Raw genomic sequence first — 13,215 nt, 5'->3', positions numbered from 1 at the left:
CTCTATGACGTTGAATCTTACGTCAATGGCAGTTCAGGTAGAGCTACGATTATTTGTTACTGCCGAGTTAGTTCCACAAAGCAGCGAGATGATCTTGACAGACAAATCGTCTATATGCAATCCCTCTACCCAGAAGCCGAAATCAGAGGCTCCTTACGTCGCTAACGCTTCGCTATCAAAGACATCGGTTCAGGAATCAACTTTCAAAGGAAAGGACTGCAATCCTTACTGGACAGACTTTTGCGCGGGGATAAGTTCACACTTGTTGTTGCCTGTCGTGATAGACTCGCAAGATTTGGATTTGAACTTGTACAGTACATGGTCGAACAAAACGGTGGACAAATCGTGGTTCTCGACACAACTGCATACTGCCCAAATACCGAACTCACCCAAGATTTATTTCAGAACTCTGTTTTGATTTGGATAAGTTAATCAGTAAAATATCCCAAGCTAAATGTAGACAAAAGAAGAGATTAAAACTAGCCGCAACTCGATTAAGAGGCCAGATAAAAAACCTGGTGTCTGAGTTACATAAAAAGACAGCTAAGTTTTTGGTTGATAACTTCGATGTAATTCTTTTACCAAATTTTGAAACATCTCAGATGTCAAAAAAGGAAAAAAGAAGAATAAGGAGTAAATCTGTAAGGCAAATGTTGACTCTATCTCACTATCAATTCAAACAATTTCTCAAACATAAAGCTTTTGAATACAGAAAAGTGGTGTTGGATGTCAATGAAGCCTATACCTCAAAAACAGTTAGTTGGACTGGCGAAATAGTCAAAAATCTCGGCGGTTCTAAAACTATTAAATCTCTATCTGCAAATAATATTATGGATAGAGATTTGAATGGTGCGCGAGGAATTTTTCTTCGTGCATTGGTTGATACGCCTTGGTTAAGAGAAAATCTTAACTTATGTATTTGTTAGCATTAGTTAGCAAAAAAGTATCGGATAGAAACAATTCAAAATTCAAAATGGAAAAACTTAATCCTGGCAATTGCTCGTATAGTGCTTAAATGCACGTTAGCTTAGGAGTGTATTGTATACAAGGGATGGAGCATGGGGCATTGGGACTAGGGGAGAGGTGACAGGTGACAGGTTATAGGGAATAATCTGTACCCTGTAACCTGTACCCTATTCCCTTCTTTACTCCCCAGTCCCCAATCCCCAACACCCAGCCCCCAACACCCAGTCCCCAGGTGACGAAAGCAAGCGAGTCTTACCCTTAACAATGGCTTCTGGTTTAAAATCTTCGACACTGGAACTCCTAAAGCGCTTTAACCGAGCGTTTCCCCAGTTTTATGAGCAATTCGTCAGCAGTGAAATTCAACTGCAAAATTTGCGGCTAGCCTACCGTCTCTATAAAACTAGACGCGCTGTGATTGAACTGAAACCGGAAGGTAGTAAAAGTGCCTTGCATTTTGCTTACCGCAACCAGTCTTTTCTCCTCAGCGATATTTTTGGTGTACTAGCAGCTTATGGTTTGACTATCCACGGTCTAAGTCTATACGGTCAGATCCGTCCGCCAATGTTAGTTTTTATCAAACTATTGGTGTCTCGTGGTAGTAAAGCTTTGACCGAGAAAACCGCAGAAAATGTCTGTCGTGCCATTCGCGAGGCTTTAGGAGGTCGGTTTGAGGTAGAAGAGATGTTGGCAGTAGAATTCAATCTTGATACTGGTTTAGAGCAGGTACAAACTGAGTTCTACGTCGATCCGGTCTTTCATCTCCCGGCCCTTGTGATTGAAGCTGATAATCAACCAGGATTATTCTACAAAGTGATGTACGCCATCTGGCAAGAAGACCTTCTGGTAGTCAATGCCAATTTACTGGTTTGGCGCGGACGTACACGGCTAATTCTCTACTTGTTGGGGCCGAATGAAAGTCTCATCCCTGAATATCTAGGTCACAAAATTGCTGAAGGGGTACGACAGAGGTTGCTGGGTAAATAAAAAAAGTGAGGAGTTATGAGTTATGAGTTATGAGTTAAAAATTAATAACTCCTCACTCCTAACTCCTAACTTCTAACTCTCTTCCTATTCCGTATTTAGTCGCACTCGCCCTTAAGGGTACGATATAAGTATGGCAACTATCGAAATCTTGGGCGTTCCACACGCATACGAGCTAACGGCTCCCACCTCCTGCCCCCATGCTTTAGTATTTATCCACGGTTGGCTAAATAGCCGTGGATATTGGCAACCTGTGATTTCCCGCCTATCAGATGATTTGCAGTGCCTTTCCTATGATTTGCGGGGTTTTGGTGAATCGCAATCTCAGATAAAAACCGATTTTAGTCGAACACAAACGTCTCTGAGCCTGACGCCCGTCTCCAGTAGTGCGGTTGGCTCACCAATGGAATCTCTTTATACTCCTGCTGTTTATGCTCAGGATTTAGCAGTTCTTCTGAAACAGCTAAATATTACCAGCGCTTGGTTAATTGGTCACTCATTGGGTGGAACGATCGCTCTTTGGGGAGCAGATCAAATACCTGAGTGTGTTAAAGGTGTTATCTGTATCAACGCTGGCGGTGGTATTTACCTCAAAGAAGCCTTTGAGCAGTTTCGCTCGGCGGGTCAGAAATTTTTGCAAATCCGTCCGCGCTGGCTGTCCCAAGTGCCTTTGATTGATTTGCTGTTTACCAGAGCTAGTGTGGTTCGTCCTTTGGAGCGCTATTGGGCACGTCAGCGGGTAATTGATTTCGTCGTGGCTGACCCAGAGGCGGCTCTGGGAACTCTGTTAGACTCCACAACGGAAGAAGAAATCAATCGTTTACCTGAGCTAGTATCCCAACTGAAGCAGCCGGTTTATTTTTTGGCTGGTGCGGAAGACAAGGTTATGGAACCCAAATATGTGCGCCATTTAGCTAGCTTTCACAGACTGTTTCAATATTGTGGTGACAATGTTCTGGAAATTCCTAATTGCGGACACCTGGCTATGTTGGAACAGCCGGATGCTGTGGCTGATCTCATTCGATCGATAGTCAAGAGTCTATAGCAAGAGTCATTAGTCATTGGTCATTAGTAGTTACAAATGACTAATGACTAATGACTACTGACTACTCAATAGGTTGATACAATTTCATCACCTGGGTAAGTCCTAACCTAGACTCAACGCCTAGTGTGAGGGGGGATGTATGACCACGGGATAGATGGTCAGCGGCCGCACAGCCAATCATGGCGGCGTTATCGGTACAGAATTTTAGAGGAGGGAATAGGACGCGTAGGTTGTGTTTAATGGCGGCGGCTTGGAGGTTTTTTCTCAAGCCGCTATTAGCTGCTACACCGCCACCAATGGCGATTGTGTCTAGACCATAGTCTAGGGCACAGGCGATCGCTCTTTTGGTTAGCGATCGCGCTACGGTATCCTGAAAGCTAGCTACTACATCTGCTACTGGTACTTGTCCCCCATCTTTCTCTAATTGCTGCACTAAACGCAATACAGCCGTTTTTAACCCACTAAAACTCGTGTCATAACGATGAAACCCCCCACCAGGTAGAGAAACTTTTCCTTCTGGTAAAGCAAAGGCTTGAGGATTCCCCTGTTGTGCCAACTTGTCAATCACTGGGCCACCGGGATAACCTAGCTTTAACAATCGCGCCACTTTATCAAAGGCTTCACCGGCTGCATCATCACGGGTTTGTCCCAGGGTTTCGTAATTACCACAATCTTTGACATAAATCAAGCTTGTATGTCCGCCTGAAACCAGTAAGCTAAGGAAAGGGGGATTTAAAGTTGATTCGCTCAAGTAAGTTGCGTAAATGTGACCTTCGAGGTGATGAACTCCCAAAAATGGCTTGTTGTGTACCATCGCTAGGGTTTTGGCAGCAGTTAACCCCACCAATAGCGCTCCTACGAGTCCAGGGGCACAAGTGGCGGCAATTGCGTCAATTTTTCCCCAGTCTAGTTGGGCTTGCTCTAGGGCTTGTGCGATCGCAACATTTATCGTTTCCAAGTGCTGGCGAGACGCGACTTCTGGCACTACCCCACCATACTGCTGATGGACTAGAATTTGTGAGGCTACGATACTACTGCAAACTTTACGATTGTTAACAATTGCGACGGCTGTTTCATCACAACTGGTTTCTATTGCTAAAACGGTTGTCATTTCTTGAGTGCTGAGTCCTAAATCCTGAGTCCTGAATGGTGGAGAGAAAATCTTGCTTCTTTACTACCCTACAACAACAATTCTTATACTCAGCACTCGTTACTCAGCACTCAGCACTAATTTTGGTTGAGAAGCTTTAACTTTTATTTACTTAAACTTTACTCGGTTCCCACCCAAGAGTATGATGACTTCCTAGTTATGCAAATAAACAGACTGTACAAGCCGCTTCGTTTTGTACAAAAAACTTCTTGTTTTGTAATAAAAGGAAACAACTCTATGCGACGATTGTTTGCTTTGATGTTAGCGATTAGTCTTTGGTTCAACTTTGCTCCCCCAGCGCAGGCTTTAGGAGCTAATTTGACACCGTGCAAGGACAATCCCGCTTTCCAAGAGCTAGCAGCTAATGCCCGTAATACCACCGCTGACCCCCAATCAGGGAAAAAGCGGTTTGAGCGTTATTCTCAGGCGCTGTGCGGTCCTGAAGGATACCCTCACTTGATTGTTGATGGTCGTCTAGATCATGCTGGTGACTTTTTGATCCCTAGCATTCTGTTTCTATATATTACTGGTTGGATTGGTTGGGTAGGTCGTGCCTATCTACAAGCAATCAAAAAGGAATCTGACGCTGAACAAAAAGAAATCCAAATCGATCTTGGTTTGGCACTACCCCTAATAGCGTCAGGCTTTGCTTGGCCAGCAGCAGCAGTCCAAGAATTTCTCTCTGGAAAATTAGCAGCCAAAGATTCAGAAATCCCCATTTCCCCACGCTAAATCAGCTTAACTAATTCATTCGTTTAGGAGACTAAATTCATGGCAGACAAAGGCGACCAATCATCTTATTTGATTAAATTCATTTCCACGGCACCTGTGGCAGCTACCATCTGGCTGACGATCACAGCAGGTATCTTGATTGAATTCAACCGCTTTTTCCCCGACCTCCTTTTTCACCCACTTTCATAAGTGTCAAACAATTTTGGATTTTAGATTTGCAATTTTGGATTGACATTGCCCACAAGGGATCGGGCATGAACCGAAAAATTCTTTTAATCCCTTCGGGTGACGCTCCTAACGTCGCTAACGCTGCGCCAACAGCAGTCGCTCATGGGGGAAACCCCCTTCTTTACGAGACGCTCCGCGTTGGCGTCAGCCTCTCCCAATGTGAGAAGACCGCGCTGCTTCACCAAAATCTAAAATCCGAAATCTAAAATTGCTGGTCTAATGGGATTTAGGACAGTTTAATGAATGTCTTGTTTTTTCCCTAATATTGTGTAGTTGATATATTCAGCTTCAAAAGGCCGAATTATCACCAAAATAGGCGGCAAAAATAGTTTTTTGAAACTCGTGATCCTGTTTACAGATCGCGAGTTTCACGGTTTTTAAACAAGCTAAATTAATTTTTCTAAACTTCCTAGCTAAAAGACATCTTTAGCTACAATTATTATTAATATAAAAATGCCACCATTTTAATTTAGAGGCGAACGTAAAATATGGCACAAGCAGTAGATGCATCAAAGAATCTCCCTGGCGATCCCAGAAATCGGGAAGTTGTTTTTCCCGCATTCGGCGATCCACAGCTAGGCAACCTAGAAACCCCAGTTAATTCTTCTCCATTGATCGCTGGGTTCATTAATAATTTACCTGCCTATCGTCCAGGTCTGACTCCTGCCAGACGCGGTTTAGAAGTTGGTCAAGCTCATGGTTATTTGCTATTTGGCCCCTTTGCCAAATTAGGCCCACTGCGGGACACAGCTAATGCTAACTTAGCTGGGTTACTGGGAGCTATCGGCTTGGTTGTTTTGCTCACCGCTTGTCTATCGCTGTATGCCAGTAGCAATCCTGCCAAAGCACTTCCTAGTGTTACCGTACCCAATCCTCCGGCAGATGCTTTTAATTCTAAAGAAAGCTGGAATAACTTCGCCAGTTCTTTCTTGATTGGTGGCATTGGTGGTGCAGTAGTTGCTTACTTTTTGACTAGTAATTTGGCACTAATTCAAGGTCTATTTGGTTAATTTAAGAGTTAGGAGTTAGGAGTTAGGAGTTAGGAGTTTAAATTCATAATTCCTAAGATGGATCAGAGTACAGTAAGTCTCAAATCCACTCTGTAGTAATTAGGAGTTGAAATTCATAACTTCTAACTCTTAACTCTTAACTCCTAATTCCTAACTTCTAACTCCTAACTTATTTGAACAAAACCGCTTCAATATCATTTAAAGCAGTCTCAAAATCGTCATTAACGATTTGAATATCAAATTCACCTGCGGCTTGAATTTCTGCTTGGGCGCGGAGTAGACGACAGGCGATCGCTTCTTCAGAGTCTTGGGCACGAGAGCGTATCCGTTTTTCTAATTCATCGAAGGAAGGCGGTAATATAAAAATGCTGAAGCCACTGGGGAAGGAAGCACGAATTTGTCTTGCTCCTTCTAGTTCAATTTCTAGCACCACCAACTTACCAGAATTAATTTGGTTAAGTACAGCTTCACGGGGAGTGCCGTAATAGTTACCAGCAAATTCTGCCCATTCTAAAAATTCACCTTCCGCAACCAGTTGTTCAAACTTACTGCGGCTGATAAAGTAATAACTTTTGCCGTCGATTTCTCCTGGACGGGGAGAACGAGTCGTCACGGATACAGAATAATAGAGTTCTGGATGACGTTCTAGGAGCGATCGCATTAAAGTGCCTTTACCAACCCCACTGGGGCCAGTTAAAACAATTAACCTGCCTAAATGTAAGCACTCTTCGGTAGTAGCACTATTCTGGATGGGTAAAACTGGCATCATCCCTTCAACCTGTGAATCAATCAATAGATATTATTCTTTAGTCTTGTGTTCCTGGCCAAGTCCACTAGTGACTAAAGAATTTGTAACAAGAGTGACAGAAAACCTGTCTAATTCATACAGTACGCCGATACGGTGCAAATGGAAGTGGGATTGTTAATCCACTGTTAGGAATAAGAATTAAATAACATATAATTTATGTCCCTGGTTTACCTCACCCTCAATCCCTCTCCGATATATTGGAGAGGGATCGTGAGACAGGATGAAGTTTTGCATCTTATTTAATCCACGTTCCTTAGTAGTCCACCAAAGCAACTTTGCTAGGTATCCAAAAATTTAACAAAACAAAAGAACTTTTCCCTACTCCCTAGTACAGGCGCGATTAATCGCGTCTCTCCCCACCCTCACTCAGCAATTTTGGGTTGGTCGAATACTAGTCAATTATCTACAGTTTGATGATCGCGGGAAATTACAAAGCGATTTGCTACCGTTTCCGGCTGAATCGCTGACAGAATTACGTGGTTGGAATCAGTGATAATTACAGCTCTAGTCCGACGACCGTAAGTTGCATCAATCAGTTGATTTTTGTCCCGTGCTTCGGTAATAATCCGCTTAATTGGGGCAGACTCTGGACTGACAATGGCAACTACTTTGTTGGCAGACACGATGTTACCAAAGCCAATGTTGATTAACTGAATGTCCATAAAAAAAACTGACGCTAAACGCGGTTTGAGAAGCTTGAAATAAACTTATACTCATGTTATCGCCAAAAAACAGGAGTTACAACGCTTAAATTCAAGCCAGTCTGTGTTTTTAAATAATGTCTGCTTTTTTTAGCTATTTATCAGCTATTTTTCCTGAAAATCTTCCTAAAGATATAGGTGCAATTCCACTGATACAAGCTATCTAGATGATGTACATTTATTTTGTTTTAACGTGTCGCGGAAGTCCCCACCTTCTCTGCGTTCGCGCAGCGTGTCGCAGACAGACGCTGTTCGCGTTCAATGTACTCATAAGGTGGGGGTTGTGAGCGGGGGATAAGGATTGCATCTGGAATTGATTTTTTACTCTTGTCAAAACAAATTCTGGATGGATGACGAATCAAGAGAATTTTCTGGTATGATGCTCAATGTCTTGATCATCAATGCCATAAGCGAAAACCAAGCTAATAGGTATATGTTGCAAGAAAAAAAATTTGGGTCTTGGAAGGACTCCTGACAAGAGGAGGGAATGTAAGACTTTCTAGTACTACGCAGTTCTGGAGGCTATTCCTGATGAATTGGGAAGTCCCGTCCATCTCAATACTGCTCGGATAAGCAGGGGAGGCAGGGGAAGCAGGGGGAGAAATGGAGGCAAAACTCTTCCCCTGCCCCACCTGCTTGCCTCAACGAAGAAATTCCTTAACCGAGCAGTATTGCCGTCCATCTTAGGTTGGGGTAGTTCACATAAGTATCTGACTCAGAAATTGATGTCGAGCAAAATTGATTAGAACAGTCTCGCTCTAACTTGATTAGCTCAGTACAATATCAGTGCAGTTCAATGTACATTATTAAATTTTGTCTCCCATATTGACAGTACGCATCCGTCGTACACTTCCAGCTTGACAATCGCGCAACCAAGCTTGAATTCCTTGGGCAACAGTACCGTTACTACTATCGCGTGGCGGGGATAGTGGCTGATTTTCAGAATGGGAACCAGCTTGAGAAAACATCATCACTAGTTGCCAACCACTTTTAGTTCTAGTCAACAATAGCCAGTGGAATTGTTGCAATTCTAACGCTTTATTTCCTATGTACTGCCGCTCCAAGGTAGTAAAGAAAACTTGCTCAACTCCTGATGCAGAGCTTTTAGGCGCATTTGCACTATATTCTTCAAGGTTAAGGGGCAGAGGAGTAAACTCAGGTCTTCCTGCCACTAGCATATAACTGTAAATGTCACTGCTTCTACTGAGGCGACGGGCGCGTTGACTAGCGCGATTGGTATAACTAGGTAAATCTTGTAATAGTTGTATAGTTAATGTTTCTAAATTTTGCTCCGAACATAAAGACCTCTTGCCACCGTTGACATTTTGCCTTTGTGCGATCGCAGAGGGTTTAGAGTTGAGGTTTATTGAGAATGCTGGGTAAGCAAGGCTATTTGATACTAAAACCCAGAAGCTACAAGCTAAAAGCCAATTATAATTTTTCTGATTGAGCGAAGAAGCAAGATTGCTCTTGCCTACACCTTGCACTTTTTCTGGCAGTTTCTCACTGACTCTTAGCTTCATGCCACCGTAGTTAACTCCTCAGAAATCCTCTTCCAGGCTAACTTCGGCTCACTTGCAGCGGTGATGGGGCGACCAATCACGAGATAATCTGCACCGGCAATAATTGCTTGGGATGGGGTGAGCGATCGCTTTTGATCGCCTTGATCTGCCCAAGTTGGTCTAACTCCCGGACAAACTAGCAAAAAGTCATCTCCACAAGTTTGTCGTAGCTGTGCCACTTCTTGGGGCGAACAAACTGCCCCATCCAATCCCGCCTCTTGAGCCAGCAGGGCCATTTCTAGAGCATATTCTGGTAACTCTAGAGGTATTTTTAAATCAAACGCCAACTGCCTAGCAGAAATGCTCGTTAATAGGGTGACAGCAATTAACTTTGGTGGTTGTACACCTGCTTTTGCAGCCTCTTCCTGTGCCGCCTCAGTTGCGGCTTTCAGGGCATCTCTACCAGCAGTAGCATGAATTGTCAGTAAATCCACTCCGTATCTAGCTGCACTTCGGCAAGCACCAGCAACGGTATTGGGGATATCATCAAACTTTAAATCCAAGAAAATGCGCTTTTGTCGGGACTTCAGCACTTCCAGAATTTTCGGCCCAGTGCTGGTAAACAACTCTAAGCCGACTTTCCAAAAACCAACTTGCGGAAGTTGATCTATAAGTGCGATCGCACTTTCTACATCTGGCACATCCAAAGCCACAATCACTCGTTGTTCTAGTTGTTCACCATTCCCCATTCCCCATTCCCCATTCAAACTAAACGCACAAACTTGTTTTTCCCAACTTGTAAAACTTTACCTTGTAATTCAGTAGGAGAATCAAAAGTGATATCAGCATCAGTGATGCGATCGCCATCTAAACGCACTCCCCCTTCTTGAATTTTCCGCTTTCCTTCACCCGTACTTTTGCACAAGCCAGTGACACTAAGAATATACGCTAACTTAGTAGGGAACTGCTGTATGCCAGAAGAAAGAGAAAATTCTGGAACTGCACCTTCCTTGCCGCCGCTTTGGGCTGCTTCTTTCGCCTCTTGGGCTGCGGTTTCGCCGTGGTACTGCTTGACAACTTCCCATGCTAAGAGTGTTTGGCGATCGCGGGGATTTTCTGGCAGTTGATCCAAAGGTAAATCCGTCAACAGTTCAAAATACTGTTCAAGTAGATGATCGGGAACTCCTTGTAACTTTTGGTACTTTTGCCCTGAGTGTTCTGATAATCCGATATAATTACCTAAAGACTTGGACATTTTTTGCACACCATCCGTGCCAATCAAAATTGGCAGCAGCATTCCAAATTGGGGCTTTTGACCAAAATGACGCTGCAAATCTCTGCCGACAGCAATGTTAAATTTCTGATCAGTGCCACCTAATTCTACATCTGCCTCAACTGCAACCGAATCAAAACCTTGCATTAGCGGGTACAGGAACTCATGGATAAAAATCGGATTCTCTTTTTTATAGCGATCGGCAAATCCTTCCTTCGCTAACATCTGCCCCACCGTCATCGTGGAGAGTAACTCCAAAATTTTCTCTAAGTTTAACCCAGAGAGCCATTCGGAGTTATAGCGCACCTCTAACCTTCCTGGTGTGTCAAAATCCAAGATAGGACGTACTTGATCCAGATAAGTCTGAGCATTTTGCGCGACATCTGCTTCTGTCAGCTGACGACGCACTTCCGATTTACCAGTTGGATCGCCAATACGCGCTGTAAAATCACCAATAATTAAAACTGCTGTATGCCCTGCATCTTGAAACCCTCGCAGTTTTCGTACTGGTATGCTATGACCAAGATGAATATCAGTACCAGTAGGGTCAATCCCTAATTTGACCCTCAAAGGTTGGTTTGTAGTTAGTAAGAGCCTTTCTAGACTTTCGCTGTTAACATCAACTGGTTGTGGGAAAACTTCTACTACACCACGACGCAACCAAGCAAAATCTGGCGTCATCTTAAGAGACTCATTACTCGCTATGTTTTGCACACTAGAAGTTAAGTTGGTTATAAACACTTGCAATTTATCCACTTTCTCATCTGCCAAACTACTATAATTGCAAAAAATTAACCGCCTTGCTTCACCCAATCAATTACAGTTAAATTTACAAGTGAGGAAGTGAAATAGCCGTGTCGTCGTCTAGGACTTTTGAAGATAAACAGCCACAGCGTCGGGCTTCATCAGGTTTTGAGTTTTTGAAAGGAGTCGGTCAGGTAACTGGCGGTACTCTCCTTTCAATTACCATGCTGGCAAGTTCCATTGTAGCCGGAGGACTGGTTGGTTTAGCCATCAGTTTCCGTAATTTGCCAGATGTAAGACAGCTACGTAACTTCTTTCCCTCGGAAACGACTTACATTTATGACGTTAAGGGCAAACTCTTAACGAGTATCCACGGGGAAGCTAACCGTGAAGTCGTACCTCTAGATAGAATTTCCCCGAATTTAAAACGGGCCGTGTTGGCAAGTGAAGATAGCCACTTTTACGATCACCACGGTATTAACCCCGTCGGTGTGGGACGTGCTGTAGTAGTTAATGCTGTAGCAGGTGGAGTCAAAGAGGGTGGCTCTACTGTTACTATGCAATTGGTAAAAAATCTATTTTTGTCTCGCAAGCGTGCTTTTACTCGCAAGTTAGCAGAGGCTGTGCTAGCAATCCGGTTAGAGCAAATTCTCAATAAAGACCAAATATTAGAAATGTACCTCAATCAAGTTTATTGGGGTCATAACAATTATGGTGTACAAACGGCAGCCCGCAGTTATTTTAATAAGTCAGCAGAATATTTAACCTTGGGTGAATCGGCAATGATGGCGGGTTTAATCCAAGCACCAGAAGAATTCAGCCCGTTTGTCAGCATGGAGAAGGCAAAACAGAAACAAAAAGAAGTGCTGGGAAGGATGCGGGACTTGAACTGGATCAGCCAGTCAGACTATGATGATGCCCTCAAGCAAGAAATCAAACTTGGGAGAATTAAATCCTTTCAAGGTAGTGCCCTACCTTATGTAACCAATACTGTAGCGCAGGAGTTAGCTAAGAAGTTTGGGCGTGAGACACTGCTCAAAGGCGGGATGCGGGTGCAAACTACAGTTGATGCCGACTTCCAAAAGATGGCAGAAGAAACTGTCACGAAGTGGCATAAAACACTTTTAGATCAGGGATTGTATAAGAATCAAATGGCCCTGGTAGCAGTTGATCCACGCACGCATTTTATCAAAGCATTGGTGGGCGGTATAGATCCTAAGACCAGTGAATTTAACCGTGCAACTCAAGCTCAACGGCAGCCGGGATCTTCTTTTAAACCCTTTGTATATTATACTGCTTTCGCTAGTGGTAAATATGCGCCAGATTCAACGGTGGAAGATTCTCCAGTCAGCTATCGAGATGGTAACGGCTGGTACTCTCCCAGAAATTATGATAATACTTTTAGGGGATCAATGCCAATCCGCACAGCGATAGCCCAATCACGAAACATTCCTGTAATCAAGGTTGGTAAGGCTGTGGGGATGAATAGAGTGATCGAAACCTGCCGTACCTTGGGTATTACGAGTCCGATGGAACCTGTGACTTCCTTGCCACTTGGGGCAATTGGTGTCACCCCTCTGGAAATGGCTAGTGCCTATGCTACCTTTGCTAATTATGGCTGGCAATCTCCGCCAACTGTAATTGCCCGTGTCACTGATAGTAGTGGTAATGTGTTGCTGGATAACACCCCTAAACCGCAGCTAGTTCTCGATCCTTGGGCATCAGCAGCAATTTTAGATGTGATGCAATCGGTAATCAATGAAGGTACTGGTAAAGGTGCTGCGATCGGTCGCCCAGCGGCAGGGAAGACGGGAACAACATCATCAGAAAAAGATATCTGGTTTGTGGGTACTGTGCCACAGTTAACAGCTGCTGTCTGGGTAGGAAGAGACGACAACAGACAATTAGCTGACCATGCTACAGGTGGTGTTATGGTCGCTCCCATTTGGAAAGATTTTATGGAGAAGGCACTTAAGAACGTACCAGTAGAAAACTTCAAGCCACCTTCGCAGTTTTCTCGTCCTAAGTCAAATCAAAGTTAGGAGTGATAAGTTATGAGTTATGAGTTTATTAAG

14 protein-coding genes are annotated in these 13,215 nt (G+C 43.7%); 8 read left to right on the top strand and 6 right to left on the bottom strand.

The features are described 5' to 3' along the window. Positions 1-174: 174 nt before the first annotated feature. The 4 genes from V7K67_RS16850 (at position 175) to V7K67_RS16835 (ending at position 2,992) form a co-directional block, all read left to right on the top strand. Positions 175-432 (top strand): recombinase family protein, encoded by a 258-nt coding sequence (locus V7K67_RS16850; protein WP_334731926.1) that lies wholly within the window; start codon positions 175-177, stop codon positions 430-432. A gap of 86 nt (positions 433-518) precedes the next feature. Then, positions 519-926: a zinc ribbon domain-containing protein gene (locus V7K67_RS16845; protein ID WP_335167569.1), complete on the top strand. Its 408-nt coding sequence runs from the start codon at positions 519-521 to the stop codon at positions 924-926. Between the two features lie 304 nt (positions 927-1,230). Continuing rightward, positions 1,231-1,950 carry a hypothetical protein gene (locus V7K67_RS16840; protein ID WP_012410214.1) on the top strand — a complete coding sequence of 240 codons (720 nt, stop codon included), beginning with the start codon at positions 1,231-1,233 and terminating at the stop codon, positions 1,948-1,950. Positions 1,951-2,080: 130 nt separating this feature from the next. After that, positions 2,081-2,992 carry an alpha/beta fold hydrolase gene (locus tag V7K67_RS16835; RefSeq protein WP_334731912.1) on the top strand — a complete coding sequence of 304 codons (912 nt, stop codon included), beginning with the start codon at positions 2,081-2,083 and terminating at the stop codon, positions 2,990-2,992. Between the two features lie 61 nt (positions 2,993-3,053). On the opposite strand, the gene tsaD is transcribed toward V7K67_RS16835, so the two are convergent. After that, on the bottom strand, positions 3,054-4,103 hold the full coding sequence (gene tsaD, locus V7K67_RS16830; RefSeq protein WP_334731911.1) for a tRNA (adenosine(37)-N6)-threonylcarbamoyltransferase complex transferase subunit TsaD: 1,050 nt from the start codon (positions 4,101-4,103) through the stop codon (positions 3,054-3,056). A 276-nt stretch (positions 4,104-4,379) separates the two neighbouring features. Here tsaD and V7K67_RS16825 point away from each other — a divergent pair, with 276 nt between their 5' ends. The 3 genes from V7K67_RS16825 to V7K67_RS16815 all read left to right on the top strand — a co-directional run bounded on the left by V7K67_RS16825 (position 4,380) and on the right by V7K67_RS16815 (position 6,112). Then, on the top strand, positions 4,380-4,874 hold the full coding sequence (locus V7K67_RS16825; protein WP_334706266.1) for a Photosystem I reaction center subunit III: 495 nt from the start codon (positions 4,380-4,382) through the stop codon (positions 4,872-4,874). Between the two features lie 39 nt (positions 4,875-4,913). Next, positions 4,914-5,063 carry a photosystem I reaction center subunit IX gene (gene psaJ, locus V7K67_RS16820; RefSeq protein ID WP_179067568.1) on the top strand — a complete coding sequence of 50 codons (150 nt, stop codon included), beginning with the start codon at positions 4,914-4,916 and terminating at the stop codon, positions 5,061-5,063. A gap of 527 nt (positions 5,064-5,590) precedes the next feature. Continuing rightward, positions 5,591-6,112 carry a photosystem I reaction center protein subunit XI gene (locus V7K67_RS16815; RefSeq protein WP_334731910.1) on the top strand — a complete coding sequence of 174 codons (522 nt, stop codon included), beginning with the start codon at positions 5,591-5,593 and terminating at the stop codon, positions 6,110-6,112. 169 nt (positions 6,113-6,281) lie between these two features. Here the strand turns inward: V7K67_RS16815 and gmk are convergent, their stop codons facing one another. The 5 genes from gmk to tyrS form a co-directional block, all read right to left on the bottom strand. Continuing rightward, positions 6,282-6,881 carry a guanylate kinase gene (gene gmk, locus V7K67_RS16810; RefSeq protein WP_334731925.1) on the bottom strand — a complete coding sequence of 200 codons (600 nt, stop codon included), beginning with the start codon at positions 6,879-6,881 and terminating at the stop codon, positions 6,282-6,284. 434 nt (positions 6,882-7,315) lie between these two features. Then, positions 7,316-7,582: an extracellular matrix/biofilm regulator RemA gene (remA, locus tag V7K67_RS16805; RefSeq protein WP_179067570.1), complete on the bottom strand. Its 267-nt coding sequence runs from the start codon at positions 7,580-7,582 to the stop codon at positions 7,316-7,318. 845 nt (positions 7,583-8,427) lie between these two features. Then, positions 8,428-9,144, bottom strand: a complete 717-nt coding sequence (locus V7K67_RS16800; protein ID WP_334731909.1) for a hypothetical protein — start codon at positions 9,142-9,144, stop codon at positions 8,428-8,430. After that, positions 9,141-9,872 (bottom strand): orotidine-5'-phosphate decarboxylase, encoded by a 732-nt coding sequence (gene pyrF, locus V7K67_RS16795; protein WP_335167566.1) that lies wholly within the window; start codon positions 9,870-9,872, stop codon positions 9,141-9,143. The genes V7K67_RS16800 and pyrF overlap by 4 nt, the downstream gene beginning before the upstream one ends. Before the next feature lie 14 nt (positions 9,873-9,886). Beyond that, a complete protein-coding gene (gene tyrS / locus V7K67_RS16790; protein WP_335167564.1) occupies positions 9,887-11,077 on the bottom strand; it encodes a tyrosine--tRNA ligase in 1,191 nt (396 codons plus the stop codon). Between the two features lie 173 nt (positions 11,078-11,250). Between tyrS and V7K67_RS16785 the strand changes: the two genes are divergently transcribed. After that, entirely contained in the window at positions 11,251-13,182 is a 1,932-nt protein-coding gene (locus tag V7K67_RS16785) for a transglycosylase domain-containing protein (RefSeq protein WP_334731906.1), read from the top strand. Positions 13,183-13,215 lie beyond the last annotated feature (33 nt).

It is taken from the genome of Nostoc sp. (assembly GCF_036917155.1).
Taxonomy (GTDB): Bacteria; Cyanobacteriota; Cyanobacteriia; order Cyanobacteriales; family Nostocaceae; genus Nostoc.
This window is presented reverse-complemented; position numbering and strand designations above follow the sequence as displayed.

What these genes read in the sequence shown, in the direction of transcription:
- V7K67_RS16840 (WP_012410214.1), top strand. Translation starts at nt 1,231, where the DNA reads ATGGCTTCTGGTTTAAAATCTTCGACACTGGAACTCCTAAAGCGCTTT.
- V7K67_RS16825 (WP_334706266.1), top strand. Translation starts at nt 4,380, where the DNA reads ATGCGACGATTGTTTGCTTTGATGTTAGCGATTAGTCTTTGGTTCAAC.
- tyrS (WP_335167564.1), bottom strand. Translation starts at nt 11,077, where the DNA reads ATGACGCCAGATTTTGCTTGGTTGCGTCGTGGTGTAGTAGAAGTTTTC.
- V7K67_RS16815 (WP_334731910.1), top strand. Translation starts at nt 5,591, where the DNA reads ATGGCACAAGCAGTAGATGCATCAAAGAATCTCCCTGGCGATCCCAGA.
- V7K67_RS16800 (WP_334731909.1), bottom strand. Translation starts at nt 9,144, where the DNA reads ATGAAGCTAAGAGTCAGTGAGAAACTGCCAGAAAAAGTGCAAGGTGTA.
- gmk (WP_334731925.1), bottom strand. Translation starts at nt 6,881, where the DNA reads ATGATGCCAGTTTTACCCATCCAGAATAGTGCTACTACCGAAGAGTGC.
- psaJ (WP_179067568.1), top strand. Translation starts at nt 4,914, where the DNA reads ATGGCAGACAAAGGCGACCAATCATCTTATTTGATTAAATTCATTTCC.
- tsaD (WP_334731911.1), bottom strand. Translation starts at nt 4,103, where the DNA reads ATGACAACCGTTTTAGCAATAGAAACCAGTTGTGATGAAACAGCCGTC.
- pyrF (WP_335167566.1), bottom strand. Translation starts at nt 9,872, where the DNA reads ATGGGGAATGGTGAACAACTAGAACAACGAGTGATTGTGGCTTTGGAT.
- remA (WP_179067570.1), bottom strand. Translation starts at nt 7,582, where the DNA reads ATGGACATTCAGTTAATCAACATTGGCTTTGGTAACATCGTGTCTGCC.
- V7K67_RS16835 (WP_334731912.1), top strand. Translation starts at nt 2,081, where the DNA reads ATGGCAACTATCGAAATCTTGGGCGTTCCACACGCATACGAGCTAACG.